Raw genomic sequence first — 25,189 nt, forward strand, 5'->3', positions numbered from 1 at the left:
TGTCGAGCGCCCCTGTCGTGTTCAGGGCGTCGGGATCACGGCAGCAAGGCCGCGTTGCGAGTGACTGCGGTGGAGTCGGGGTGGGACCCCGATGGGCCGGCTGCCGAGCGGGGACCGTGCTCGTGCCGGAGTCGGCCCTTCGGTCGAGCAGCGGCTTCGCGTCGGTTCCGGATGAGCATCGCCGTCAGGGAGAGCAGGATGCCCGCTCCTGCCCAGATGCTCAGCCGGATGATCGGGGCGGCGACTGCGGCGCCGTCGAAGTACTGGACGGACCGCAGCAGGTCGAGCGCGTCGCCCTGCGGGAAGACGTAGTAGAGCGTCTGGAAGAAGTCGTTCAGGACGTGGATCCCGAGCGGGCCACCGGAGGACGTGTTCCCCAGGATCACCAGGGCGAGTGTCATGGCCAGGGCCGCGATGGTTCCGCCAAGTGCGGCGATGCCCGTGACCGCTCCCCCGATGGCGACTCCGGTCAGCCAGAGGATCCCGAACACCGCCCAGGGGCCGACGGTCACCGCCCCGAGTGCGGAGTTGATCCACAGGGTGATCAGTCCGGCGAGGAGACCGGCGTAGAGCACGAGGACGATGCCGCGCTCGACGAACTTCGCCGCCGTGTCGACCGTGCCGAGGATGCGCCCGAACACCGTCGCGCCGAGGGCCGCACCCAGGCCGGCGAAGAGGATCGCGTAGAACTCGATCGATCCGACCGGGTCCTTCTCCGGCAGGGGTGCGAGGTCGGTGGCCGTGTTGGTGGTCTGCAGCTTCGCCGCGATCGAGTCGCCGACACCGGAGACTGCCTGACCCAGGCCGCGTCCACCGCCGCTGGCGATGTAGGTGGTCACGCCGGCGCCGTTCCCCGGTGCCGGCAAGACGACAGCGCCGTCGACGGCGCGGTCGAGCACAGCGGATCGCGCCTGCCCTGCGGACCCCACGACGGTGAGGTCCAGTGATCCCTGCTGCTCGAGCGCGACGATTGCATCCGCGTCGCCGGTGACCGCGAGATGGACGTTGTTCGGCGTCGGGTTGCCGAACGCGCTCGAGTAACTCGTCAACATCGCCATCGCCAGGAGCAGGATCGCGATCCCGCCGAGGACCAGGTTGCGGTAGCGATGCGCTGTTCCCGGCCCCTCGGAGACCAGCGTGCCGCCCGCGACCGCCGCTTCGAACTCGGGGTGCTGCTGGCCGTCTCCGCGGCCAGGGGCAGGCTCAGTCACGTGCGTCATGATGTCCTTTACAGTTGCCTAGTAGATGACGAACGTACATCAGCGTTCGGGCTCTGGCAAGATGGAGTCATGACGGAGGGAACAGGCGCGGTGCCACGAGCGAGCCACCGGGTGGACCCGCGCATCACCCGCACCCGCGCTGCCCTGATCCGGGCGTTGGCCGCCCTGGTGTCCGAGACGCCGAAGGGCGAGACGATCTCGATGAGCGCCGTGGCACAGCGTGCTGGGTTGAGCAGGCAGGCCCTCCACAACCACTACAGCAACGTCGGCGACCTCGCGACGGACCTCTGGATCAGCCGCCTCCTCGAAGACTGGCTCCCCCTTGACGAGGCTGCGGCGAACCTCCCAAAGGCCCTCACCGACGCCGTTCGAGAGCGCGGTATCGAACCGCTGCTCACCGCAGGACGAGCCGATCGTGGCTTCTTCGACAAGCTCCGCGCCGTTCCACGTGGCGAGCGTGTCGCCGAGGTGCTCGCAGCGGCGATGACGACCTGGCTGACGGAGTCGGACCACGATCGCCGAGGACCGGAGATCGCTCTGACCGGGGACGCCCGGACCTTCACGATCGGCGGCATGATCGCGCTCGTGTCGACATGGCAGATGGCCGACGCGCCCCCGAGCACGGCTGAGCAGGTCGCGACACTCCGGACCTTCGCGGCGGCGGCGGCAGCAGCGGCTGGCGCCGACTGAACCGCGCAGACCCGGGGCCCGCGAGCCCGGCAGGCCCCGCCCGGGCCAGCAGCCCAGGCGGGAGGCGCGTCAGCCGTCGTACGCGACGTAGTGCAGCTCGGCGTCCCGCCGCTCGTCGTGGAGCTTCACGTAGGACTGCGCGATGACCGCGGGTTCAGCGTCCGGTCGCCCACCTCCGATCAGCGCGGTGATGGCGACGAATGCGACGTGGACACCCTTGTCCGCGAGGGCGGCGTTGAGGTTGAGCGTCCAGTTCCGGAGCCCCGCCGCAGCGATGTTGACGTTCCCGCGGACAGGCGTCTGGGCGAGCGCACCGCCACCGGTGGTCACGAGGACCGTGCCGGAGCCCGCCGTGATCATGCCCGGCAGGACCTCTCCGACGGCTGCGATGGCGCCGCCGAGGTAGAAGTCGAGCTGTGGCTGCAGGTTCTCCATCGTCACGTCGACCGCATCGACCGACTCCAGGGTCCGGTCAGCCGGGGAGAACTCGAGGACGTCGACCGGCCCGAGCGCTTCCCGGATCGAGCGGAGGGCGCTCCGGATCGTGTCGGGCTCGCTGACGTCGGCGGTGAAACCACGTGCCGGGATGCCCTCCGCGACGAGCTCACTCGCCAAGGAGTCCACGCTCGCTTGGTTCCGGGCCACGAGCGCGACGTCGAAGCCCCTCTGCCCGAAGGCTCGCGCGATCTCGAGACCCAGACCGGGTCCTGCGCCAATGATGGTGATGAGGGGCATGATGCGTCCTTCCGTGGCCCACCGCCGGGCACTGCAAGCTGGTGCGGTATGTTGAGACCGTCCTCAATTCTCTGCAGCCTATGTTGAGGCCGCCCTCAAGATACTTCGGAGTCGCTGTGAGCACCGCACCCCGCCTGCGCCGAGACGCGCAGGCGAACGTCGAGAAGCTCCGCGCGGCCGCGATCGCGGTGTTCTCACAGCGAGGGCTCTCCGCGCCGCTGGAGGACATCGCCCGCGAGGCCGGGGTGAGCATCGGGACCCTCTACAACCGCATCGGGTCGCGCGAAACCCTCATCGATGCCGTCGTACCCGACATCGCAGGCGCGAAACTCCGGACCCTCCGAGAACGGACGCTGGCCCAGAGCACTCCGCGAGCGCAGTTGGAGACCTTCATCGCCGAGATGATCGACCTGCAGCGAAGCGACCCGGCCATGAACGACGCGATGCTCCGGCGCTACCCCGACGCCGTGCTCCTCATCAACGCATGCGAACGATCCATGGCGCTCGGAGCGGAACTCGTCGCCAACGCACACACCGCCGGAGTGCTCACCGAGGACTTCACCACCGATGACCTCTTGACCGTCCTGTGGATGGCCGGGATGGCCAGCCACGACCCGACCGCACCGGACGGATGGCGTCGCATCGTCGACCGAAGCATCTCCGCAGCCTGGACCACCCAGGGCTGACACCGCGACACGCCTCGTTCGCCACTTCGATGCGACTTCCAGCGACCCCGACCAGCGACGGTCGTGACGGAACTGGTCAGTTCCCCTGGTCCATCCGGTCCATGAAGGACCGCATCGCGTCCGCGAGACGGCTGGGCGCCTCCATCGCGACGTGGTGGCCGACACCGTCGAGCAGCACGGCCTCGACCCGGTCGGTGATCGACCGCATCCCGTCGGCCGTGGTCGGCATGCCCATCCCGTCGACCGCCAGCACCGGGACCTGGAGGCCGGCGGAGGCGGCGAGCGCTCGGAGCTCGTCTCCGTCGGCGAGCGCTGAGGCGTACAGCCCCTGTGGACCGGCCCACGCGCCGGGCTGCGAGTAGGCACGGACGAGTTCGGTGATGTCGGCCGGGGTCACCGCGTCCGCGACGGTGGTGAGGTGGGGGAACCACATCTGCGTCAGGAACGCACGCACCCTGTCGGTGAAGACGAACTCTGCGACGCCCGGGGTCGCGATCGCTCCGATGTGCCAGGCGCCGCCGTTCCGGACGTCGGCCAGCTGCTCCAGCCCGAAGCCGGAGACGAGCGTCTCCACGGCGATGAGGCTGCGCACGTCCTCCGGGTGCTCGGCGGCGAGCCGGAAGACGGTGTTGCCGGCGATGTCCTGGCCGAGGAGGTGGACCGGACCGAGTCCGAGCCGGGCGATGAGCGCATGGAGGGTCACGGCTGCCGCGGCACTGCTGTGGGCAGCTGGTCGCTCGCCGTCCTGCAGGACGGAGCCGCCGAACCCAGGGAGGTCGACCGCGATGACCCGGTGCTCGGCCGCGAGGAGCGGGATCAGCTGTCGGAAGACCCACCACGTCTCCGGGAAGCCGTGGACCAGGAGGACCGGGGAACCGCCCGCTCCCCCGGACACCCAGTGCAGGGGTTGCCCGTTCACCTGCTCGACGTGGTGCTCGACGCCCTCGATGGTCGATGGACGCTGTTCGACATGCTGCTGATTGGTAACCATGTTGTCATTCTGAGCGGCAGACAACCGGGTTGTCAATCCATCGGACGACTAGCGTCAGAGGATGGAGACGTCACGAGGAGCGCGACTGGCCAGCCAGCTGCTCAAGGCCTTCACCGCGATGTCGGCCGAGGTCACCGACGACCTGGCCGACCGAGGCAACCCCGGCGCCACCCCGGCACTGCACTTCGCGATGGAGGCCATCGAGCACGGCGCGTCCGACGCATCGGCACTGGGGCGCGCGCTCGGCATCTCACGGCAGGCTGCCGCGAAGACCATACGGTCGCTCGAGGACCTCGGCTATGTCGACCGCGGGATCGACGAGGGGGACGCTCGCCGACGGCCGCTCCGGGTCACGGACCGCGGCAGGGACTGGACCGCACTCGGAGCAGCGGCGTTCGAACGAATCCTCGAGCGCCTCGAGGCCAGCGAGGGCGCCGAACACGTGGCCGTCCTCGAACAGCTGCTCGAGCGGATCCCCGAGATCACCTCACCCGGGGCCGATGGGCCGCTGCCATGATGAGACGGTGAGCAGATCGAGCGTCGTCGTCGTGATCGACATGCAGGTCGGCGTCCTCGACGGGTGCTTCGACGCCGACGGGGTGACCCGCCGCGCCGCGTCGCTCGTTGAGCGTGCACGTGCTGCCGGTGTCCCGGTGGTCTGGGTGCAGGACCACGACGACTTCCCCGAGGGGACTCCGGAGTGGGAGCTCGCGGCACCGCTCGGACGGCTGGTGGGCGAACCGCTCATCAGGAAGACCCGGCGCGACGCGTTCGTCGGAACGGACTTCGCCGAGGTCCTCGCCGAGCTGGGCGCGACGCACCTCGTCGTGGCCGGCGCGCAGACGGACTACTGCGTCCGCACCACGACCCAGTCGGCCGCGGTCCGTGGGTTCGACGTCACGCTGGTCGGTGACGCACACACGACCGTCGATGCCGAGCACGAGGGCGTGGCGATCACCGCGCAGCAGATCGTCGCGCACACGAACATGTACTTCTCCGGCCTGCGGTACCCGGGGCTCGACTTCGGCGTCGAACGGCACGACCAGGTCGAACTCATCTCGACGCGCTGACACTCAGAGGACCGGTCGCGCCCCGGTGGGTCAGGAGCGCTGCGTGCCGAGGTCGAGCACCTGGGCGAACGCGGCGCGGGTGTCGCGGACGAGTGCCGCCGGGCGATCGGACGACGCACGAGCCGCCGCCGAGCAGGCCAGTGCGATCTGACCGGCGAGCCGCGCGGCGCCCTCGTCCCACCCGGCGTCCACCAGGAGGTCCCCGAGCCGCCGGGCGATGAGCTGGGCCTTCGCTGCGCTGCGTCCCCGGAGCTCGATGCTGCCCTCGACGAGCTGCTCGTGACGGCGGTGCTCCTCGGGGTCCTCGGTGATGCGCTCGGTCAGCTGCAGGACGAGCGGCTGCACTGCCTGCAGTGCCGCTCGCACCGATCGGTCATCGCTCGGGACCGCGCCGAGCCCCTCGGCCGTCAACGCGCTGAGGAGCGCTTCCTCACGAGCGAAGACGACCTCCTGCTTGTCGCCGAAGTGACGGAAGAACGTGGTCCGGCCGACCTCCGCCCGCTCGGCGATGTCGGACACCGAGACGCTGTCGAAGCCGCGCTCCGCGAACAGGTCCGCCGCCGCCCGCACGATGCGCTCCCGCGCCGCCTGCTGCTTGCGCTCGATGAGGGACAGAGCAGAGGTCATGCGTCGAGCGTACCGAGCGGTGGCGATTACCGGGTCGCAATCCTGATTGGTATTGCGTTCTGTTCGGTACTGAGTACCATCAGCAATGTCGACCGCTCCAGGTCGACCTCATCGAGAGGACGAACCATGGACATCGAGGACCGCTGGGCGATCGCGGAGACACTGAGTCGGGTGGGGCACGTCTTCGACGACGGCCGGTTCGACGAGATCGACACCGTCTTCACCGCCGACGTCGTCTATGACATGAGTGCCGTGGGGATGCCGGTGCTCACGGGCATCAGCGCTGCGCGGGAACTGGCGGAGACGATGGGCCCACGCGGCCCGATCGCCCACTTCGTCAGCAACCTGGTCATCACCGATCCGGTGGACGACGGCGTGGTCGTGGACTCCAAGGGCCTCATGCTCATGGCGGACCAGACGCTCACCGCGGTCGTGCACCACGACGTGCTCCGTCGTGAGCCGACCGGGTGGCGCATCGCCCGACGACGCATCGTCCCCCAGCGCGTCGACGCGGTGAGCAGCGACAGAACCTAACCTGGGGAGATGCTGTCCCGCCGCGATGCCGCCGTCCGCCTCGACATCCCCATCGAGATGGCGACCCACCACGGGATCCCGTCGCGCCTGAGCGAGGCCGAACTCCAGGCCATCGAGCAGGACCCGCCCGCCTGGCTCGTGCAGTCCCGCGCGAACCGGACGGGCGCCAAGAAGGTCTGGGTCCACCTCGAGTGCTCGGTCTGCGGCTACTCCGAAGAGGCACGACCCAAGAAGTGGTGGCCGGACTGGGACCACCTGATGTGCGACTACCACGCGCCGTACCAGGCGCCCGACCCCACCACTGGGTTCGTGCGGCGCGAGGTCGACGGCGTGGGCAGCCGGTTCGTCGCCCTCGTCGATGAGCGGCCGTAGTCGGTCAGCGTTCGTGTCCACCGAGCGCCCGTGCCGGAACTCCTGGGTACGCTGACCTGCGCCCGCCCCCACCAGCCGATGCTCGGATCAGGAACACTCCCAGGAGGAGGTACGAGATGCTCGTCGATGCGAGGTTCGCGACGCACGACCGCGACGAGGCACAGGAACTCGTCCAACGGGTCTACCCGGGCAGCGCCTTCCGCGAGTACGTGGCGCCCTTCACGTACAAGCAGCGCGTCGTCGGCGACAGCGACGCGGTGAGCATCGCCCGGTTCGAGGTGAGCTCGCGGTCGGAGCTGGCCGTCCGCTTCGACGGCGTGGTCGGCATCGGGATGGCGACCGGTGGGGACTACCGCGCCGCGAGCAACGACGAACCCCTCGACACGGCGAAGCCCTTCCTGCTCCGTCCCGGGATCGCTCGGTCGTGGTCGTCGGACCACCGCCTGATGGTGGTCAACCTCGACGTCGGCGCACTCGCCCGACATGTCGGAGCCGACACCCAGGGCGCGCCCCTCGTGACGGCGTCCTCGGAACCGCTCACCGACGCGGCGGCGAGCTACTGGTGCCACGTCGCCCGGCACGCTGCGAATGTCTTCTCGAGCTCGGCCCTCAGCGGCTATGCACTCATCCACAAGGCGACGACCGACCTCGTCCTGGCCTCGGCTGTGGACGCCTTCGGCATGACGGTCGAACAGGTCGGCTCCCCTGCCTGCGACGCCGCCTTGCCCACCGCGGTCCGTCGTGCGGCACAGTTCATCGAGGACAACGCCGCCGCGCCGATCGGCATCGTGGAGATCGCCGAGGCCGCACGGATGAGCGTCCGGGGTGTCCAGCTGGTGTTCCGGCGGACCCTCGACACGACGCCGACGGAGTACCTGCGGCGAGCGCGCCTGCGTCACGCCCGAGAGCACCTGGCGAGGTCCACCCCGGCCGAGACGACCGTCACCGAGGTGGCACGCGTGTGGGGCTTCACCAACCTCAGTCGCTTCAGCACGACCTACCGCCAGGCGTACGACGAGTCCCCGCGGCAGACGCTCGAGCGCTGAGCCGGTCGCCGCCATGCCGACATCGTCCTGGACGCAGCGCGCACCGGGGAGACGCCTGACGCAGGATCGGCGGCCCCGCAGCGCAGCACAGGATGATCGGTTCGGTTCCACGAGCAGCCTGCCCGATCATGGAGAGGCCTCGATCCGGTCGTTCAGGGACGGTCGAGAAGAGGGGCGGGGAGCCAACCACTCCCCGCCTCTTCCTCCTGCATCGGCCGCGTCCGCCTCGGTGGGCAGCGGCGTTCGATCGCCAGCGCCCGGCTTCCTCGTCGAAGTCGGGGATGCTGTCGGGGTCCGGGCCGCCGACGGCGTAGTGCTCCACGATGGCGTCGTTCGCAGCCCTGCCCATCGCTGCGCCGCGAGCCGTCATGACGGACTCGAAGTTCCGGACGGCGACGTCGAGATCCGTCCCTGCGCGGAGTGCCCCGACGACGGCGTGGGCGAGTTCGGCGCCGTCGAGGAGCGCGAGGTTGACGCCGTTCCCTCCGAAGGGCGACATGACGTGGGCGGCGTCGCCGAGCAGCGTGACGCCCTCCCGGTGCTCCCACGTGGTCGGGGTCGGCAGCGCGTGGATCGGCCGGTTGGGGAGGGCGCCCTCGGACTCGTCGATCACGCGCAGGAGCTCGGGCGCGAACTCCGAGAAGCGCTCCAGCAGGACCTGTCGGACCCGCTCGGTGTCGGTTGCGGTCGTGCCGTTGGCGTCGAGGACGCCGCCACGGCCGTCGGGAGCGCCGAGCCCCGCCGTCGCGAGCCAGTCGAGCTCGGTCCGGAACGAGATGTAGCCGCGGACGACGTCGCCGCTGTTGCGCTGCAGCACGAGGGTCTTGCCGTCGCCGCTGGCCCACATGTGGCCGTCGCCGACGAGCACGGCGATCTCCGGGTGCCGCTCGGTGACGTCCGTGAAGAGGGCCTCGACGAACGTGACCCCGGTGTACCGCGGGACGGCGTCGGTGAGGGCTGCCCGGACGCGCGACCAGGCACCGTCGGCACCGATGACGAGGTCGGCAGTCGTGGTCGTGCCGTCGGCGAACGACAGGGTGCGGCCGTCGACGTCCACCAGGCGGTCTCCCCAGCGGATGGTGTCCGGCGCGAGGGACGCAGCGAGCATCGCGTGGAGCTGCGACCGGTCGATCTCGGGTGCGGCGGTCTCCCCCGGCGCCGGGTGCTGCTCGGCGACGACCGTGCCGCTCGGGTCGAGGAGACGGTGAGCCTGTCCCTCCGGACGCGCCAGCGCGAGGAACTGGTCGGTGAGGCCGGCGTCCTCGATCGCGATCTGGCCGGAGTCGGCGTGCAGGTCGAGCGTGCCGCCCTGCGTCCGGGACGCCAGCGATGCGTCCGCGTCGTGGACGGTGACCGCGACGCCACCGAGTTGCAGGATGCGTGCCGCGAGCAGGCCGCCGGGGCCCGCGCCGATGATCGCGACCGATGGATGGGTGGTGCGGGTCTGTGTGGTCATGATGGGCTCCGTTCGGCTCCTTACCGAACGATCGTTCGGTAGTCGTGACGATACTGACCGAACGACCGTTCGGCAAGTAGGCTGTTCCCATGGAGAACGAGAAGCGCCGCCCCGGGAGCGAGACCCGCTCGGAGATCCTCCGAGTGGCCCTCGAGCTGTTCACCGACCGCGGCTTCGAGGGGGCGTCGATCCGCGACCTCGCCGAGGCCGTCGGCATGACGAAGTCGTCGCTCTACTACCACTTCGCCAGCAAGGACGCGATCCTCGCCGCCCTCATGGAGAACCGGCGCGACGAGGTCGACGACCTGCTCACCTGGGTGGACGACCAGCCCCGGACGCCCGACCTGCTCCGTCGGACGGCGTTGCGGTGGGTCGACTCGACGGGCGAGGAGCGGCTGCAGGGGATGCGCTTCGCGCACGCCAACGGGCCGGTGATGCAGCGGCTCGCGGCGGACGGCACGGATCGACGGTCCCTGTTCGGCGTGGTGATCGACCGGGTCCTGCCCGGATCGGCGACGGTGCCCGAGCGGCTCCGGGCGCAGATTGCGTTCGACAGCGTCAGCGCCGCACTCTTCGCCGCGCAGGGCACCACCGCGTCGGACGCCGAACTCCTGGCGGCGGCGCGGGAGGTCACGATGCGCCTGACCGACGACGCCCTGGCCGGACACGAGCGTCCCCGGAGGACCGCATGATGCACGCTGCGTTCGACCACGTCGTCATCGGGGGCGGGGTCGTCGGCGCCGCGACCGCACGGTCCCTGGCCGCCCGGGGCGAGCACGTCCTGCTCGTCGAGCAGCACGGTCGCGGGCACGACCACGGCTCCTCGCACGGTGCCAGCCGCATCTTCCGCATGGGCTACGCAGACCCCCAGTACGTCGCGCTCTGCCAGCAGGCCCTCGAGGCCTGGGTCGCACTCGAGTCGGCGAGCGGCCGGACGCTGCTCGACCGCACCGGCGCCGTCGACCACGGCCGACCGGAGCAGGTCGACGCCATCGCCCGGGAGCTCGCCGCGGCGGGCATCGCCCACGAACGGCTCACGCCCGAGCAGGCAGCAGCGCGCTGGCCGGGGCTGGCGTTCGAGGGGCACGTCCTCACCCATGCCTCCGCCGGTCGGATCCGCTCGGCCGACACCGTCGAGGCGCTGCTCGACCTGGCGGCTGCGGACGGCGCCGAGCTCCGGTTCGACACGCGGGTCACCGGCGTCGAGGACCACGGGGACACCGTGACGCTGACCCTCGACGGCCCGGACGGCTCCACGACGGTGACCGCACCGAGCGTCGTGGCGGCGGTCGGGTCCTGGGCCCCCGCGCTGGTCGGCGAGCTGTTCCGGGGACGCAGGGCGAGCCTCCCGGCCATCCGCGTCACCCAGGAGCAGCCCGCCCACTTCCCCAGCCACCTGCCGGACGCCGCGTGGCCGAGCTTCGTGCACTGGCCGGAGGACGGCCCTGACGTGTACGGCCTGCTCACCCCCGGCGAGGGCGTCAAGGTCGGGTTCCACGGCACCGGCCCCGTCGTCGACCCGGACCAGCGGGACCGCACGCCCGTGCCCGAGGAGCTCGAGCGGCTGCAGGCGTACGTGGCGCGCTTCGTGCCGGGGGTCGACGCGAGCCGGCCCGACCCGATCAGCTGCCTGTACGACAACTCCCCCGATGACGACTTCGTGATCGACCGGCGCGGACCGGTCACGGTCGCGACGGGGTTCTCGGGGCACGGGTTCAAGTTCGCGCCGCTGCTCGGGGCGATGGTCGCGGACCTGGCGACCGGCGGCGCCCCGCACCCGCGGTTCGCGCTGACCGGCTGACCCGGCTGACCCGGCTGACCGCTAGCGTTGCTACGTGCATGTCGTCGTCGCGCCGGACTCGTTCAAGGGGACGGCCACCGCTGCCGCCGTCGCCGCCGCCATCGGGGACGGGTGGCTCGCAGCCCGGCCGGACGACACGGTGACCCTGCTGCCGATGGCCGACGGCGGGGAGGGCACCCTCGACGCGTTCGCCGCTGCTGTTCCCGGGTCCCGTCGTGTGCCGGTCAGGGTGACCGGGCCCGCTGGTGCCCCGGTGGACGCCGAGTGGCTCGCGCTGCCCGACGGACGTGCGGTGGTCGAGCTCGCGGTGACGAGCGGGCTGCCGCTGCTGTCGACGCTCGAACCCGACGCCGCGCAGACGACCGGGTTCGGTGAGGCCATCGCCGCCGCGCTCGACGCCGGGGCGACGGGGCTGGTGCTCGGGATCGGCGGGAGCGCGTCGACCGACGGCGGGGCGGGGCTGCTCGGGGCGCTCGGGCTCGGGGGTGTCGGGGCGAGCGACGGCTCGCCACTGGGCGCGGGCGGCGGCTCGCTGCTCGACGGGCTCGACGGGCTCGGGGCCCTGACCACGTCGACGCTCCGGCCGCTGCCACCACTCGGCGTCACCGTCCTGACCGACGTGACGTCACCGCTCCTCGGCCCGACCGGTGCCGCCGCGGTGTTCGGCCCGCAGAAGGGCGTCACACCCGACCGGGTGCCGGTGCACGAGGCCCGGCTGGCCGCCTGGGCCGCGCGCTTCCCCGACGTCGACCCGACGACACCCGGCGCCGGTGCCGCGGGCGGGGCCGGCTTCGGCCTGCTGGTGTGGGGCGCGACACTGGCGCGGGGCGCCGGTGCGGTGGCCGCCGTGCTCGGGCTGCCGGACGTGGTCGCGACCGCCGACGTGGTTGTCACCGGCGAGGGACGCTTCGACGGGCAGTCCGCCGCGGGCAAGGTCGCGTCGGTCGTGTGCGCGATGGCCGAGGGGCGCCGGCGGATGCTCGTCGCGGGGGCGATCGACGCGCCGGTGGACGACTTCGACGCTGCGGCCTCACTCACGGTGATCGCGACGCAGACCACCGGCGAGCCGTCGGACGCGATGACCGACCCGTTGCGCTTCGCCCGGATCGCCGGGCAGCGGTTGGCCGCGCGGGCGTAGGTGCTGACCGGCACGCAGCAGAACCACGCCCGAGCGACGGCACGGGCAGCACAGCCGCACTGCGTACGGTGGAGCCATGGCAGGTTCCTGGACACGCAGACCGCACGTCCTGACCCTCGTCGCAGCCCTGGTGCTGCTGCTGGTGGGGATCGGTCTGTTGATCGCTCCCTGGGACGGCGTCGTGGGTGCGATCGCCTGGGTCCTGATCATCGGGGCCGGTGTGCTCGGCGCGCTGGCGCTCTTCTTCGCGCGCACTCCGCGCAGCTAGACCCGCCCCGGACATGACCTGCGCCCGGCACGACCTGCGCCCGGGCATGACAGGTCGGACGACCCGTCAGCGGATGGCTCAGGCGACCTGTTCGCCGAGGAAGTCCGCGTAGGTCGGTTCGTGCAGGTCGGTGAAGTGGACGAGGCGGGCCTCGACCAGGGCAGCGATCTCCGCGGGGGAACGGAGCCCGCGGCGATGCCATTCGTGGGTGGGCAGTGAAGCGGTCGTGGCGGTCATGGGACCAGCCCTCTCGTGGGCGGTGAAGCCCCTTGCTGCCGAGGTGTTCCGTTGTGTCAGGGATCCGCAGGACGCGGGTGACATCGTGACGACGGAATCGGTACCAACTCGGTTCCTCCACCGTAAGGGCCGGAGGTCCCGTCGTCGAAGCCGGGTGCGTGAACTGGTCAGCGGCGCGGGGTGCCCTGTCGGTGCCTCCCTCAGGAGCGCTCCATCGGGCACGATGGAACAAGGACCGGTAGCGGTCCGCCACCGCGGGCCCCCACCCGGCTCGCAAGCGCGGACCCCACGCGGTCCGCACCCGCGGGCCCCACGCGGTCCGCACCAGCGGATCCCACCCGGCCCGCACCCGCGGATCCCACGCGGTCCGCCACCGTGGACCCCACGCGGTCCGCCCCGAGCGAGCCCACCGGCCCGCACGCTCCGAGCCCACCGGCTCGGACCCCCGGAACCCCACGAGGAGACCAATGCGCACCGTCAACGCGTACGCGGCACCGTCCGCCACCGAACCGCTCGTCAAGACCACCATCGAGCGCCGCGACGTCGGCCCGGACGACGTCGAGATCGACATCGCCTACGCCGGCATCTGCCACTCGGACATCCACACCGTCCGCGGCGAGTGGGGCGACATCCAGTACCCCCAGGTCGTCGGCCACGAGATCGTCGGCCACGTCCGCGCCGTCGGCGAGAACGTCACGAAGCACCAGGTCGGCGACCGCGTCGGCGTCGGCTGCATGGTGAACTCCTGCGGCGAGTGCGAGCAGTGCCTCGCCGGCCAGGAGCAGTACTGCCTCAAGGGCAACGTCGGCACCTACACGAGCGTCGACCCGGCCGACGGCACGATCACCCAGGGCGGCTACTCCCAGGCGATCGTCGTCGACCAGGACTTCGTCCTCCGTGTCCCGGAGTCGCTCGACATCGAGAAGGTCGCGCCGCTCCTGTGCGCCGGCATCACGACGTACTCGCCGCTGCACCACTGGAAGGCCGGCCCCGGCACGAAGGTCGCCGTCATCGGCATGGGTGGCCTCGGCCACATGGCCGTGAAGATCGCCGTCGCGCTCGGCGCCGAGGTCACGGTCCTGTCGCAGACCACCTCGAAGCAGGAGGACTCGCTCCGCTACGGCGCGAAGGCCCACTTCGCGACGAAGGACCCGGAGACGTTCGAGAAGCTCGCGAACTCCTTCGAGCTCATCATCAACACCGTCTCGGCGAAGATCCCGATGGGTGCCTACCTCGGCCTGCTCAAGGTCGACGGCACGCTCGTCAACGTCGGCGCCCCGTCGGAGCCGCTCGAGGTCCCCGCGTTCGCCCTCATCCCGCGCCGCCTCAGCTGGGCCGGTTCGGCCATCGGCGGCATCAAGGAGACCCAGGAGATGCTGGACTTCTGCGCCGAGCACGGGATCCTGCCGGAGACCGAGCTCATCAGCGCCGACCAGATCAACGAGGCCTACGAGCGCGTGCTGTCCTCGGACGTCCGCTACCGCTTCGTGATCGACGCGGCGACGCTGGCGTAGTCAGCTCGCACCATCCCGACGAGGGAGCAGGTGACGTCCGGTTGGACGTCTCCTGCTCCCTCGTCCTCGTTCCCGGGGTGCGCCTACCCGACCTCGTCGCCACTGGGCAGCGCCGTGCACCAGTCGACCTGCTCGCCCGCGGTGCTCGCCTCGAGCGCTCCCGTGGTCGCGTCGACGATGCTGACGAGTGCGCCGTCGCGGGACCGCGTCGCGAGCGCCACGAACTGCCCGTTCGGCGAGGGACACACCGCGTTCAGGGTCGCGTCCGTCGGGATGGTCACGGGCAGCCGGGAGGCTCTGGTGCCGTCCACGCGCACGATCCGGCTGGCGATCGTCCCGTCATCGCGGACGTCACCCACCGTGCGCAGGTACGTCTGGTCCGTCAGCTGCGCGATGCGCCCGAGGTACGGCGCGTCGGTGCTCAGCGCGGGCGCGGTGATCGGCGTCCGCTTCCCGCTCGTCAGGTCCACCCGCTGGATGCCCGTGCCGGACTCGACGACCGCGGTGGTGCCGGACCCGACGAAGCCGTGCAGGTACGTGGCCGACCCGAGCCGCACGGCCTCGGCACGTCCGCTCATGTCGACGAGGAACAACTCGTCGGTGCCGGTCCGGACCAGGGCGCTCTCGGTCCGCGGGACGTAGGCCCACTGGCTGACGGTCATCGGCACCGCACCGGTCGTGGGCTTGCCGTCTGCCGCGATCGCCTCGGGCATGTGGGTGCCGGTCATGTCGACGACGTACAGCCCGACGTCCTTCGACTCCCCCGACGACGTGTCGGCGTACTGGAACCCGAACGACGCCCCGTCGTCCGCCGCGTGCAGTGCGGACGCGTGCCCGGCGGACGTCGGCAGTGTCAGGTGTTCGACGGGCGCGTCCTGGTCCTCGACCCCGCCCGCCAGCGAGACGATGTCGATGCTGGACTCCCCCACCGCGGTGTCGTTGAGCACCACGAGGAACCGGCTGAGCCGGACGTACTCGGCGATGTCCGAGCCCTCGTACACGGTCGTCGCGCCCGAGGCGTCGAGCGACCGCCGCACGATGCGGTCCTTCGCCGCGCCGGCACCCCGCACCAGGGCGAGGACATCGGTGCTGCCCGTACGGATCGTCGCCCGGAGGTCCGAGGTCGCCCGCTGCCCCGGCGCCCGCGCACCCTCCACGGTGACCGTGTAGCGGCGGTCGTACTCGAGCGGCCCGGCGAACTCGACCGCCACCGTGTTGCCGTTCGAGGTCACGGTGTGCGCCGCCGCCGGACTGACCCGGACGTCCGCCGCCGTCACGCGCTGCAGCGCCTGGTTCGCCGTGATGATGACCCGCTGTGCCGGGCGGGACACGATGCCGCTCGCGTCGTACGCCACCGACCGCAGCCGTGGGCCCTGCTGGGAGCCGACGACCGCCGCGAGTCCCGCCACGACGACGAGCACCAGCACGACGGCCACGAAGCGCCGTCGGAAGCGCTCCGCCACGGGCCGCCGGGTCTCAGTACTCATAGGGGTCCTCGGGCTGCTGCACGCGCTTCACCGTCTGCGCCTTCACGACCGTGCGGGCGTCGGAGGCCTGGTCCGGGTTCGCGGCGAGCGCCCCGCTGACGGTGACCCACTGGTTCGCGTCGGGGACGGTGCCGTCCGTGGTCACGACGAGGCCGACGGGCTGTGCGTCGACGGCGCAGCAGCTGATCACGAACCGCGTGAGGGTGAAGGTGCCGTCCGCCCCGGGCACGACGAACCCCGTGAGCTGCACCCGCTTGCCGACGAGCGAGCTCGTGTCGGTCGTCTGCCGGATGAGCGCCGCCCAGTCCTTCACGCCGTACCCCGCCGTGTCGACGGAGCCGCTGCCGAGGAGTGCCACGTTCCCGTTCGACCCGGTCGCGTCCGAGAGCGTGGCGCTGTCGACGCTCCGCTGCTGCGCGGTCCTGGCCGACAGCGTCGTCGGGGGCAGGACCAGCATCGCCAGCGTCAGCGCGATCGTGACCGCGGCCGCGACGCCACCGAGGACGGTCCCGAGGAGGCGAGCGGGGCCTCCAGACCGGCCGGAGGCGACCACGTCGTCGTCGGGACCCGCGTGGTCGTGCGTGTGTCCCGCTCCCCGTGCGACGACGAGCAGGCCTGCGACCGACGCCGGCACGGCGACGGCCGCGAGCACGACCGTGAAGACCGAGTAGCGAGGGTTGATGTACAGGTCGAGGTGGCCGACCACGACGAGCCACAGCGTGCACAGAGCGACGGCGAGCACGGACCCGAGGCCGACCAGCGCGCGCCGACGACCACCGCCGTGGGCGGTCTCGGGGGCTGACTCGTGCACGGTCTCGTGCGGGGTGTGCTCAGACGAGGACATTCATCACCAGTCCCACGGCAGCGGCGAACAGGACGCAGACGACGGCGAGCAGCACGAGGAAGCGCACGCGGAAGGTCGTCCGGAGCAGGGCGAGCATCTTCACGTCGATGATCGGCCCGATGATCAGGAACGCCGTGATCGACCCGGGCAGGAACGTCGAGGCGAAGGACAGCGCGAAGAAGGCGTCCACGTTCGAACACAGCGACACCGTCATCGCGAGCAGCATCATCGCCAGGACGGACAGCACGGGGTTCGACCCGATCGCCACCAGCGTGGACCGGGGCACCGCGACCTGGATCGCCGCCGCGAGCCCGGCGCCGACGAACAGCGCGGGCATCATCGTCGCGGTCTCGCCGCCGAACTGCGCGGCGCTCTCCCGCCAGCGGTTCGTCGGGGCGGCGCTGCCGACGGCGGCGCGGCAGCGGGCCTCGAACGCGGGGAGCAGCAGGTCGGCGGGACGACGGTGCGCGGCGACGATCCACCCGACCAGGTTCGCCACGACGAACCCGCCGACGATGCGCACGGGCAGGATCCACCCGGACCAGCCGAACGCCTGCGCCGTGCTGATGATCACGAGTGGGTTGAGGATCGGGGCCGCGACCAGGAACGTGACCGCCTCGGCGGGGGTGAAGCCGCGGAGCATCAGGCCGCGGGCGAGCGGGACGTTGCCGCACTCGCACACGGGGAACAGCATGCCGATCAGGGAGATGACGGCTCGGCGGGGCATCGGGCGGCTCGGCAGGATGCGCTCGAGGGCACCCTGCGGCACCCAGACCTCGACGACGATCGAGAGCACGATGCCGAGCACGACGAACGGCAGGGACTCCACGACGACGCTGATCGCCAGGGTGAGGAAGTCCTGCACCACGTCGGGCAGGCCCGCAGAGCCGATGCTCGGCGTGACCAGGCGCACGCCCAGGAGGACGACGACGGCCAGCAGCACCAGGCCGGGGCCGGTGAGCGTCCGGGCTCGCTGCTGCGGCGGCGTGGTGGGCGTCGTCACCGGGACAGGATAGGCGACGGACGTGGCGCGGTCGGTGCGGGCGGGAGTTCCGCGGGTCGTTCCGCGCGTGGTCGGTCGTTCCGCGCGTACGAGGTCGTTCCACGCGGAGGGGCCTCCGCGCGTGGGAGGTCGTTCCGCGCGGAGGAGGTCGAATCGCGCGTAGGGGGTCGATTCTTCTGACCCGCTACGCGCGGAACGACCCACCTGACGGACGGTAGGCCCGGTGCCAGCTGGCACCTGGGCCCACGCCGGCCGGTTCCGGACCGACGCGCCAGCGGCGGGACGGCCGTGACCGGTGGGGAGCCTCCCGGCCGTCACCGGGTGACGATCAGACCGACGCTCCGGTGAACTCGTCGACCGCGGCGACGTGGTCGCTGCCGACGGCGCCCGCCAGGCGGGCGGCCGCGACGCGCTCGGCGTGGCTCGGCGGGTTGCTCGGGACGTGGGCGGGGCGGCCCTCGTCGTTGATCCTCCGGAGCTCGGGGACGATGTCCTCGGCCAGGATGTCGATCTGCTCGAGCACCGTCTTGAGCGGCAGCCCGGCGTGGTCGATGAGGAAGAGCTGGCGCTGGTAGTGGCCGACGTGGTCCTTCATGGCGGCGTACCGGTCGATGACCTCCTGCGGCGAGCCCACCGTGAGCGGGGTCTGCTCGGTGAAGTCCTCCATCGAGGGGCCGTGGCCGTAGACCGGGGCGTTGTCGAAGTACGGGCGGAACTCGTTCTTCGCGTCCTGCGAGTTCTTCCGTGCGAAGAACTGGCCACCGAGCCCGACGATCGCCTGGTCGGCGCTGCCGTGGCCGTGGTGCTCGAAGCGCTGGCGGTACAGCCCGACCATCTGCTCGGTGTGCTGGATCGGCCAGAAGATGTTGTTGTGGAAGAAGCCGTCACCGTAGTACGCGGCCTGCTCGGCGATCTCCGGCGTGCGGATGGAGCCGTGCCAGACGAACGGCGCGACGCCGTCGAGCGGACGCGGGGTCGAGGTGAAGCCCTGCAGCGGCGTGCGGAACCGGCCCTGCCAGTTCACGACGTCGTTCTCCCAGAGCTGGCGGACGAGCGCGTAGTTCTCGACCGCCAGGTTGACGCCCTGTCGGATGTCCTGCCCGAACCACGGGTAGACCGGGCCGGTGTTGCCGCGACCCATCATCAGGTCCATGCGGCCGTCGGAGATGACCTGGAGCATGGCGTACTCCTCGGCGATGCGCACCGGGTCGTTCGTCGTGATGAGCGTCGTGCTCGTCGAGAGCGTGATGTGCTTCGTGCGCCCGGCGAGGTAGCCGAGCATCGTCGTCGGGCTCGAGGCCACGAACGGCGGGTTGTGGTGCTCCCCCGTGGCGAAGACGTCGAGGCCGGCCTGGTCGGCGTGCTCGGCGATCGTCATGATGTCGCGGACGCGCTGCGTGTCGTCGGGTGTGGTCCCGGTGGTGGGGTCGGTCGTGACGTCACTGACCGTGAAGATGCCGAACTGCATGCTGTGCCTGCCTTCCACGAGGTCGATGCGTTTGCATCGACCTGGTGGGTATAACGTAGCGCATGCGGAGACATTCCCGCTGGGGTCGTGCGCCGCGTTCCTCAGCCGGCGCTGCGTGCACCGGTCGGCGCCGCGTGGTGCAGCCCGTCCGCCAGCCACACCACGGTGACGGTGAGCAGCACGCTCGCCGAGGACGCCATCCGCCCGGCGACGAGCATCGCGTCGTGGTCGCCCGACGGGTCGGTCAGCGCCACCACGAGCGCCGTCGCACCGACCGCGAGCGTCACCCCCGTCGCGATGAGCAGCAGCGCGGTCAGGACCTTGCGTGGGCCTCGTCGTCCGTCACGGTCGCCTCGGACGCCCAGGTCGACCCGCGGCCCGAGCCACCGGACGAGCCCGAGCCAGAACAGTGCCACCGCGCAGGCGCCGATGATGTCGCTCACCCGGTGCCAGCCGTAGACCACGGTCTGGTTCGCGACGAACACGGCGTAGACGGTGCCGACGACGAGCACGAGCGGGCGGAAGCGCCGTGGCGTGACCATCAGGACCGCGAACAGCGCCGCCATCGCGATCGTCGCGTGCCCGGACGGGAACGAGTTCGGCGTCGTCGACTGAGCGATCTCCGGGCGCACGGCGATACTCTTGACCACGGTCGACGTCCCCGCCGAGGCGAGCACGACGACCCCCGCCGCCAGACCGACGGCGAGCCGCCTCCGTGCGAACGCGACGGCGGCGATCACGACCACGAGCAGCAGGATCACCGGCACCGAGATCACGTTGAGCGCGGTGTCCGACCCGAACCGGTCGGTCTCGCGGACACCGCCGAGCGCCGAGTCCTCCACCCGCTGCCCGAGCGGCGTCAGCACGGCGACCACGTAGACGAGAGGCACGATGACGAACCCCAGAGCCGCGAGCACCCCCCACCGGAGTCGCCGCGACACCCTCGGCCCGCGATCGTCGCGCGATCCGGGCACGGTGCGTGCGGGCGTCCGGGTCACGGGGATCATCCTCCTCGGGGTGGTCGTCGCGGGTGTCGTCGCACGCCTGCTCGGCCTGCTCCGATTCGGTCGGTCGGGGTCGGACACGATACCGTTGGAGGGCCGGTCGAACCCTGGGAACCAGGGGCCGCTCGGCATGATCCGCCAGGCTGACGCTCCTGTGCGGACGCCCCGGCAGGGTGACGTTCCTGCACGGGCGGCAACCGCCACGACGACCATCGTGGCACCAGACGAGGAGACCGACGTGGCCATCAAGGAACCGAGCATCATCGCTTCGCCGAACCGTGCGCTCGCGCTGACGGCCGGCACCGTCCTGACCGTCTGGGGCATCCTCGGCTTCTTCTTCGCCCACGAGCGCGGTCACGCCTTCTTCGGCGACGTCGGTGGTCTGCTCTGGAACGCCTTCCAGGTGAACCCGGCGCTCGGCGCGGTGTGGACCCTGCTGGCGTTCGCGCTCTTCATCGTCGGACTCGGCAACACGATCGGTTCGCGCAACGTGAACCTCGTGGTGGGCATCGTCCTCGTGGTCCTCGCGGTGTACGGCTTCGTGTTCTCCAGCACCTCGGCCAACGTCTTCGCGCTGAACACCCCGGACAACGTCTTCAACGCGATCGTCGGCGTGGTCCTGGTGCTCACCGCACTCGGCGCCGACAAGCAGAACATCAGCGCACTGCGGGCCGCTCAGGCCTGAGTCGCGCTGCGTCCGACGCCCGTCTGCCATCCGGCAGGCGGGCGTCGTCGTGTGCGGGGTGGGGCGGGCACGGGTCAGCGGCGGGCGCTCCCGACTCCGAACGACACCGTCGCTGTCGTACGTCATCGAGGTTGTCGCGCCGGCCGCAGACGTCGGCCCGGCACACCCCCGCCCGACTCGGAACGACACCATCGCTGTCGTACGACCTCGAGGTTGTCGCTTCATGCGCACGCATGCGCCGACACCGCCCCCGTCGATCGACTCGTGCGACGTCGGACCATGCGCACGCGCCACATCCGTCGACATGATCCGACACGACGGGCGTCGAACGACACGTGCCACGTCGCACGATGCGGACGCATGCCGACGCGGGCCCTGGACCTGGCCATCTGCCGGACGGGAGGCCCGGTGTCAGGCCGCCACGAGCCTCCAGGCCGGCGGATGGTCCCGACGACGGCAGCGCGGGTCAGGCGTCGGGTTTGGGGGCCTCGAGCTCGGTGGCGACGATGCGGGGCGCCTCGGACATGAAGCGTCGGACGTCGAGGTCCACGATGATGTCGGACGGGCGCAACGGCCGCGACAGGAAGAGCCCGTCGAGCGAGGTCAGGCGTGACAGCGCGACGTAGGTCTGGCCAGCGCTGAACACCCGGTTGCCGAGGTCGATCATCGCCCGGTCGTAGGTGCTGCCCTGCGACTTGTGGATCGTCACGGCCCAGGCCAGGCGCAGGGGGAACTGCTGGAACTCCCCGACGGTGTCCTTCTTGAGCTCCTTCTTGTCGGCGTCGTAGGAGTACTTGAACTTCTCCCACACCGAGGGCTGGACCTCGAAGGACTCCCCGTCGACGTCGACCCACACGGTGTCGCGGATGGTCTGCACGACGCCGAGCGTGCCGTTCACCCAGCGCTGGTCCGGGTCGTTGCGGAGGAACATCACGTGGGCGCCGGGCTTGAGCTCGAGGGCCTCGTCTGCGGGGAAGTTCCGCCCGCCGAAGTCGCCGTTGACGTCGGCCTTGGCGGTCTTCGTCTTGCCGGGGAGCCGCTCGAGCGCCGCCTTGTTGATCTTCGCGACGGTGTCGTTCCGCGTGGCCAGGGTGATCGCGTCATCGGGCGCCGGACGTGCGCCGGCCTCGTTCAGCCGGTTCGCGATGTCGGCGGTGACCCGGCCGTGGCGGACCGCGGTGAGCATCGCGGCGAAGGCGTCGTCCCGCTGGCGGTGCACGGTCGCGAGCTCGATGATGTGCAGCTCGGCCTCGAGCCAGACGCGAGCGTCGAAGAACCACAGCGACCGGTAGTGGTCGGTGAAGTAGGCGCGCTCGTCGGCGTCGCCCGGCACCGGGGGCAGCTGGTACGGATCGCCGAACATGACGACCTGGACGCCGCCGAAGGCCTCGAACTGGCGCCCGCGGGCCTTCCGCAGTGAACGGTCGATGGCGTCGAGCAGGTCCGCGTTGACCATCGAGACCTCGTCGATCACCAGGGTGTCCATGGTGTTCAGGAGCTTGCGGGTCTCCGGGCCCTGGCGCAGGTCGGCGTCCGCGATGAGCCCGATCGGCAGCCGGAAGAGCGAGTGGATCGTCTGGCCGCCGACGTTGAGCGCGGCGACGCCGGTCGGGGCGCAGATGACGACCTGTTTGTCGGTGTTCCACGCCAGGTGGTTGAGCAGCGTCGACTTGCCGGTCCCCGCGCGGCCGGTGATGAAGACGTGGTCGCGGGTGGACTCGATGTACTCGAAGACGGCGCGCTGTTCGGCGCTGAGTTCCACGCTCACCGAGGGACCCGCCCGTCGTGGGGTGCTCCGGCAGGGGTCGCCGGCGCTGGTGCACGATCGGGCCCGGCTGCCGCAGCGCGCCGGACCTGCACGAGTCCGACGACGAGCACGGCGACGACGACCAGCACGCCCGCCACGACGAGCACCACACCCGCTCGCGCCTGGTCGATCAGGGGGTCGGGCCCCCAGGTGCGCCCCATCGCACCGAACCACGACGCCTGCAGCAGCCCGAGCGGCCCCTGCATCGCGATGCCGAGCGACACGGTGCCGGCAGCGACCACGACGGCCCCGACGACCCGCACCGCGAAGGCCGTCATCGAGGCCCGGCGGGCGCCGGCGGCGACCGGCGTGAAGAGCGTCGGCAGCGCGAGCAGCCCGACGAGCAGGAAGACGACGTCGATGACCGTCCGGCCGATCGGGTCCCCGGTGGACCACCGCACCGCCTGGGTGCCGTAGAACGCCCACCAGACGGCGGCCAGCAGCACGAACGCGGGGAAGGGCTGCACGAGGTAGCGGACGGCGGCGTTGTCGACGAGCACGCCGGTCCACTCGCGGACGCCGGCGCTGTCGTCGTCGCGGGGCAGGACCGCGGCGCGGATGAGCTGCACGGGCGCCGCGGCCCACACGAGCGCCGGGACGACGAGGCCGAGCAGCAGGTGCGCGCCGACGTTCGCCGAGATGAGGAAGCGGTCGTACTCGTGGAGGGACCCGGAGGTCGCGACGACCAGGCTGACGACGGCGATCCCCGCTGCGACGGACCGACGCACCGGCCAGGACACCCCGCGGCGACGGAGCCGCAGGACCCCGGCTGCGTACGTGGCGGCGATGAGGACGGCCGCCATGAGCCAGAACAGGTCGACGTTCCAGTGCGTGAGCCATCCCCAGGCGCCGGGCGCGTGCGGCAACGGGTCGTCCGTGAGCAGCTCGGCGGGCGACGGGTCGTTCGTCTTGCTCGGAGCGATCTGCGACACCGGCGGCGCCGTCCGGCCGAGTGCGGCGGCGAACCCGGAGGCGACGCCCATCACCGCGAGCTCCACCACGATCAGGGTCCAGAACGGACGATGCCGCGCGGGTGTCGCGGCGAGGGCGAGCACGGTGCGCCGGCGCTGCACGGCCCCGGAGACGCCGAGTGCCACGATCGCCCCGGTCTTCACCAGGACCAGGGCACCGTACGGGCTGAACAGGTTCGAGAACGCACCGACGCGGATCTGTGCCGAGGCCACTCCGGAGACGGCGACGAGCACGAAGCACCCGAGCGCGATGCTCGAGTACCGCCCGACGACGGCGGGCAGGCGGTCCTGGGACACGACCCCGCGGACCAGCACGAGCATGACGATGCCACCGACCCAGAGCGCGGCACCGACGAGGTGCAGGCCGAGCGCGGTGACGGCGGCGTCGTGACTGGCGGTCCCCGCTGCGTGGCCCTGCTGCGCGAGCGGCACCAGGCCGATCATCGCGACGCCCGCGGTCAACGCGACCATGCCACGGGAGCGCACGGCGAAGCAGAGCACGGTGACGGCGGCCGCGACGAGCACGGTGACGAGCCAGGCGAGGCCGAGGTCCGTCCCGGTGAGGAACACCCCCATCGACTGGCCGAACTGGTCGTCGAGGCTGACCCGCGAGCCGGCGACGCTCAGGAAAGTCAAGAAGGTCGTGACGGCCGAGGCGACCGTCCACACGCCGGCGGAGGCAGCAGCGACGTCGATGGCGCGGTTCCACTCCGGGGCCGTGCGCGAGAGCCCGACGGTCGCGAGGGCGAGCCCGCCGATCGCCGCTGCTGCCGCCAGGTCGACGACGACCCGAGCGATGGGGAGCCCGAACCGGACGACGGCGCCCGGGTCGGCGATCAGGGCTGGCTGCGCTCCCCCACCGATGACGAGGGCGACCAGGACGGACACGAACGCGACGAGCACCAGCACGGCTGGGCCGCTGATGCGCGCGATCCGGTTCACCCGTCAAGCCTAGGCGGTGCCCACCCCGCGCAGCACCGGCGAGGGCAGACCTGTGGAGACCGCTCGGCACAACGACCGCGGGGACGACCGGAGCCGCCCCCGCACAACGCCAGCGGGGACGACCGGAGCCGCCCCCGCCAACGACGACGGGGACGGCCGAAGCCGTCCCCGTCGTGCGTCAGAGCAGTCCTACTTGACCGCAGCCTTGAGCTTCGAGCCGGCGCTGACCTTGACCGAGTCGCTCGCGGCGATCTCGATGGCGTCACCCGTCTGCGGGTTGCGGCCGGTGCGGGCGGCACGGTGCGTCTTCTCGAAGGCGATCCAACCCGGGATCGTGACCTTCGTGCCGTCGGCGACGGAGCCCGAGACGACGCTGAAGAGCGCGTCGACGACGCCGTTGACGGTGGCCTGGCTCTGGCCGGACTCGGCGGCGACAGCAGCGACGAGCTCGGTGCGGTTCAGTGACTTGTCAGCCATTGGGTGTCCTCCTCGGACTTCTTGCGTATCGGTCGGACGCACGTGGCGCCCGGTGCCCTTGGCGGTTGCCCCGGGGCTTCGGACCAGCGGGCCGAGGGCCCGGCGGAACCGGAGTT

The 25,189-nt window shown here is 71.3% G+C and carries 27 protein-coding genes; 13 read left to right on the plus strand and 14 right to left on the minus strand.

What is annotated here, in order from left to right:
* Positions 1-35: 35 nt before the first annotated feature.
* The gene (locus ITJ54_RS13860; protein WP_194629203.1) at positions 36-1,211 is read right to left on the minus strand and encodes an ABC transporter permease; all 1,176 of its coding nucleotides are present in this window, start codon (positions 1,209-1,211) and stop codon (positions 36-38) included.
* Positions 1,212-1,289: 78 nt separating this feature from the next.
* On the opposite strand from ITJ54_RS13860, the gene ITJ54_RS13865 reads away from it, so the two are divergent.
* On the plus strand, positions 1,290-1,910 hold the full coding sequence (locus ITJ54_RS13865) for a TetR/AcrR family transcriptional regulator (RefSeq protein WP_194629205.1): 621 nt from the start codon (positions 1,290-1,292) through the stop codon (positions 1,908-1,910).
* Positions 1,911-1,979: 69 nt separating this feature from the next.
* Here the strand turns inward: ITJ54_RS13865 and ITJ54_RS13870 are convergent, their stop codons facing one another.
* A complete protein-coding gene (locus ITJ54_RS13870) occupies positions 1,980-2,645 on the minus strand; it encodes an SDR family NAD(P)-dependent oxidoreductase (RefSeq protein WP_194629207.1) in 666 nt (221 codons plus the stop codon).
* A gap of 116 nt (positions 2,646-2,761) precedes the next feature.
* Here ITJ54_RS13870 and ITJ54_RS13875 point away from each other — a divergent pair, with 116 nt between their 5' ends.
* Positions 2,762-3,331, plus strand: a complete 570-nt coding sequence (locus ITJ54_RS13875) for a TetR/AcrR family transcriptional regulator (RefSeq protein ID WP_194629209.1) — start codon at positions 2,762-2,764, stop codon at positions 3,329-3,331.
* 76 nt (positions 3,332-3,407) lie between these two features.
* Here the strand turns inward: ITJ54_RS13875 and ITJ54_RS13880 are convergent, their stop codons facing one another.
* Positions 3,408-4,322 (minus strand): alpha/beta fold hydrolase, encoded by a 915-nt coding sequence (locus tag ITJ54_RS13880; protein ID WP_194629211.1) that lies wholly within the window; start codon positions 4,320-4,322, stop codon positions 3,408-3,410.
* 61 nt (positions 4,323-4,383) lie between these two features.
* Here ITJ54_RS13880 and ITJ54_RS13885 point away from each other — a divergent pair, with 61 nt between their 5' ends.
* The gene (locus tag ITJ54_RS13885; RefSeq protein ID WP_194629214.1) at positions 4,384-4,839 is read left to right on the plus strand and encodes a MarR family winged helix-turn-helix transcriptional regulator; all 456 of its coding nucleotides are present in this window, start codon (positions 4,384-4,386) and stop codon (positions 4,837-4,839) included.
* Positions 4,840-4,846: 7 nt separating this feature from the next.
* The gene (locus tag ITJ54_RS13890) at positions 4,847-5,392 is read left to right on the plus strand and encodes an isochorismatase family protein (protein ID WP_323741725.1); all 546 of its coding nucleotides are present in this window, start codon (positions 4,847-4,849) and stop codon (positions 5,390-5,392) included.
* Positions 5,393-5,422: 30 nt separating this feature from the next.
* Here ITJ54_RS13890 and ITJ54_RS17985 read toward each other — a convergent pair whose 3' ends face one another.
* Entirely contained in the window at positions 5,423-6,019 is a 597-nt protein-coding gene (locus ITJ54_RS17985; RefSeq protein WP_228509414.1) for a TetR/AcrR family transcriptional regulator, read from the minus strand.
* Positions 6,020-6,145: 126 nt separating this feature from the next.
* Between ITJ54_RS17985 and ITJ54_RS13900 the strand changes: the two genes are divergently transcribed.
* The 3 genes from ITJ54_RS13900 to ITJ54_RS13910 all read left to right on the plus strand — a co-directional run bounded on the left by ITJ54_RS13900 (position 6,146) and on the right by ITJ54_RS13910 (position 7,971).
* Positions 6,146-6,553, plus strand: a complete 408-nt coding sequence (locus ITJ54_RS13900) for a nuclear transport factor 2 family protein (protein WP_194629218.1) — start codon at positions 6,146-6,148, stop codon at positions 6,551-6,553.
* 9 nt (positions 6,554-6,562) lie between these two features.
* A complete protein-coding gene (locus tag ITJ54_RS13905; RefSeq protein WP_194629220.1) occupies positions 6,563-6,925 on the plus strand; it encodes a hypothetical protein in 363 nt (120 codons plus the stop codon).
* Between the two features lie 116 nt (positions 6,926-7,041).
* On the plus strand, positions 7,042-7,971 hold the full coding sequence (locus ITJ54_RS13910) for a helix-turn-helix transcriptional regulator (RefSeq protein ID WP_194629222.1): 930 nt from the start codon (positions 7,042-7,044) through the stop codon (positions 7,969-7,971).
* Here ITJ54_RS13910 and ITJ54_RS13915 read toward each other — a convergent pair.
* The gene (locus ITJ54_RS13915; protein WP_194629224.1) at positions 7,913-9,427 is read right to left on the minus strand and encodes an FAD-dependent oxidoreductase; all 1,515 of its coding nucleotides are present in this window, start codon (positions 9,425-9,427) and stop codon (positions 7,913-7,915) included. The two genes, ITJ54_RS13910 and ITJ54_RS13915, sit on opposite strands and share 59 nt — an antisense overlap.
* Before the next feature lie 89 nt (positions 9,428-9,516).
* On the opposite strand from ITJ54_RS13915, the gene ITJ54_RS13920 reads away from it, so the two are divergent.
* The 4 genes from ITJ54_RS13920 (at position 9,517) to ITJ54_RS13935 (ending at position 12,634) form a co-directional block, all read left to right on the plus strand.
* Positions 9,517-10,119 carry a TetR/AcrR family transcriptional regulator gene (locus tag ITJ54_RS13920; RefSeq protein WP_194629226.1) on the plus strand — a complete coding sequence of 201 codons (603 nt, stop codon included), beginning with the start codon at positions 9,517-9,519 and terminating at the stop codon, positions 10,117-10,119.
* Positions 10,116-11,228 carry an FAD-dependent oxidoreductase gene (locus tag ITJ54_RS13925; protein ID WP_194629228.1) on the plus strand — a complete coding sequence of 371 codons (1,113 nt, stop codon included), beginning with the start codon at positions 10,116-10,118 and terminating at the stop codon, positions 11,226-11,228. Before ITJ54_RS13920 ends, ITJ54_RS13925 begins: the two co-directional genes overlap by 4 nt.
* 34 nt (positions 11,229-11,262) lie before the next feature.
* The gene (locus ITJ54_RS13930; RefSeq protein ID WP_194629229.1) at positions 11,263-12,366 is read left to right on the plus strand and encodes a glycerate kinase; all 1,104 of its coding nucleotides are present in this window, start codon (positions 11,263-11,265) and stop codon (positions 12,364-12,366) included.
* Positions 12,367-12,442: 76 nt separating this feature from the next.
* On the plus strand, positions 12,443-12,634 hold the full coding sequence (locus ITJ54_RS13935; protein WP_194629230.1) for a hypothetical protein: 192 nt from the start codon (positions 12,443-12,445) through the stop codon (positions 12,632-12,634).
* Positions 12,635-12,712: 78 nt separating this feature from the next.
* On the opposite strand, the gene ITJ54_RS13940 is transcribed toward ITJ54_RS13935, so the two are convergent.
* On the minus strand, positions 12,713-12,871 hold the full coding sequence (locus tag ITJ54_RS13940; RefSeq protein WP_194629231.1) for a hypothetical protein: 159 nt from the start codon (positions 12,869-12,871) through the stop codon (positions 12,713-12,715).
* Positions 12,872-13,338: 467 nt separating this feature from the next.
* Between ITJ54_RS13940 and ITJ54_RS13945 the strand changes: the two genes are divergently transcribed.
* Positions 13,339-14,385: an NAD(P)-dependent alcohol dehydrogenase gene (locus tag ITJ54_RS13945; RefSeq protein ID WP_194629232.1), complete on the plus strand. Its 1,047-nt coding sequence runs from the start codon at positions 13,339-13,341 to the stop codon at positions 14,383-14,385.
* 83 nt (positions 14,386-14,468) lie between these two features.
* Here the strand turns inward: ITJ54_RS13945 and ITJ54_RS13950 are convergent, their stop codons facing one another.
* The 5 genes from ITJ54_RS13950 to ITJ54_RS13970 all read right to left on the minus strand — a co-directional run bounded on the left by ITJ54_RS13950 (position 14,469) and on the right by ITJ54_RS13970 (position 20,077).
* Positions 14,469-15,872 (minus strand): hypothetical protein, encoded by a 1,404-nt coding sequence (locus ITJ54_RS13950; protein ID WP_194629233.1) that lies wholly within the window; start codon positions 15,870-15,872, stop codon positions 14,469-14,471.
* Positions 15,862-16,716 (minus strand): TIGR03943 family putative permease subunit, encoded by an 855-nt coding sequence (locus ITJ54_RS13955; protein WP_194629235.1) that lies wholly within the window; start codon positions 16,714-16,716, stop codon positions 15,862-15,864. Before ITJ54_RS13955 ends, ITJ54_RS13950 begins: the two co-directional genes overlap by 11 nt.
* The gene (locus ITJ54_RS13960; RefSeq protein ID WP_194629237.1) at positions 16,703-17,719 is read right to left on the minus strand and encodes a permease; all 1,017 of its coding nucleotides are present in this window, start codon (positions 17,717-17,719) and stop codon (positions 16,703-16,705) included. The genes ITJ54_RS13955 and ITJ54_RS13960 overlap by 14 nt, the downstream gene beginning before the upstream one ends.
* 328 nt (positions 17,720-18,047) lie before the next feature.
* Positions 18,048-19,187, minus strand: a complete 1,140-nt coding sequence (locus tag ITJ54_RS13965; RefSeq protein WP_194629239.1) for a CE1758 family FMN-dependent luciferase-like monooxygenase — start codon at positions 19,185-19,187, stop codon at positions 18,048-18,050.
* A 101-nt stretch (positions 19,188-19,288) separates the two neighbouring features.
* Entirely contained in the window at positions 19,289-20,077 is a 789-nt protein-coding gene (locus ITJ54_RS13970) for a phosphatase PAP2 family protein (protein ID WP_194629241.1), read from the minus strand.
* Positions 20,078-20,429: 352 nt separating this feature from the next.
* Here ITJ54_RS13970 and ITJ54_RS13975 point away from each other — a divergent pair, with 352 nt between their 5' ends.
* Entirely contained in the window at positions 20,430-20,876 is a 447-nt protein-coding gene (locus ITJ54_RS13975; RefSeq protein ID WP_194629242.1) for a DUF4383 domain-containing protein, read from the plus strand.
* 466 nt (positions 20,877-21,342) lie between these two features.
* Here ITJ54_RS13975 and ITJ54_RS13980 read toward each other — a convergent pair whose 3' ends face one another.
* The 3 genes from ITJ54_RS13980 to ITJ54_RS13990 all read right to left on the minus strand — a co-directional run bounded on the left by ITJ54_RS13980 (position 21,343) and on the right by ITJ54_RS13990 (position 25,073).
* Positions 21,343-22,644: an ATP-dependent DNA helicase gene (locus ITJ54_RS13980; RefSeq protein ID WP_071279559.1), complete on the minus strand. Its 1,302-nt coding sequence runs from the start codon at positions 22,642-22,644 to the stop codon at positions 21,343-21,345.
* Positions 22,641-24,596, minus strand: coding sequence for a cytochrome c oxidase assembly protein (locus ITJ54_RS13985; RefSeq protein ID WP_194629244.1), 1,956 nt, complete (start codon positions 24,594-24,596; stop codon positions 22,641-22,643). Before ITJ54_RS13985 ends, ITJ54_RS13980 begins: the two co-directional genes overlap by 4 nt.
* Before the next feature lie 189 nt (positions 24,597-24,785).
* Positions 24,786-25,073, minus strand: coding sequence for an HU family DNA-binding protein (locus tag ITJ54_RS13990; protein ID WP_056123550.1), 288 nt, complete (start codon positions 25,071-25,073; stop codon positions 24,786-24,788).
* Between the last annotated feature and the right edge of the window lie 116 nt (positions 25,074-25,189).

The sequence above is a fragment of the Curtobacterium sp. VKM Ac-2865 genome (genome assembly GCF_015350905.1).
GTDB lineage: Bacteria > Actinomycetota > Actinomycetes > Actinomycetales > Microbacteriaceae > Curtobacterium.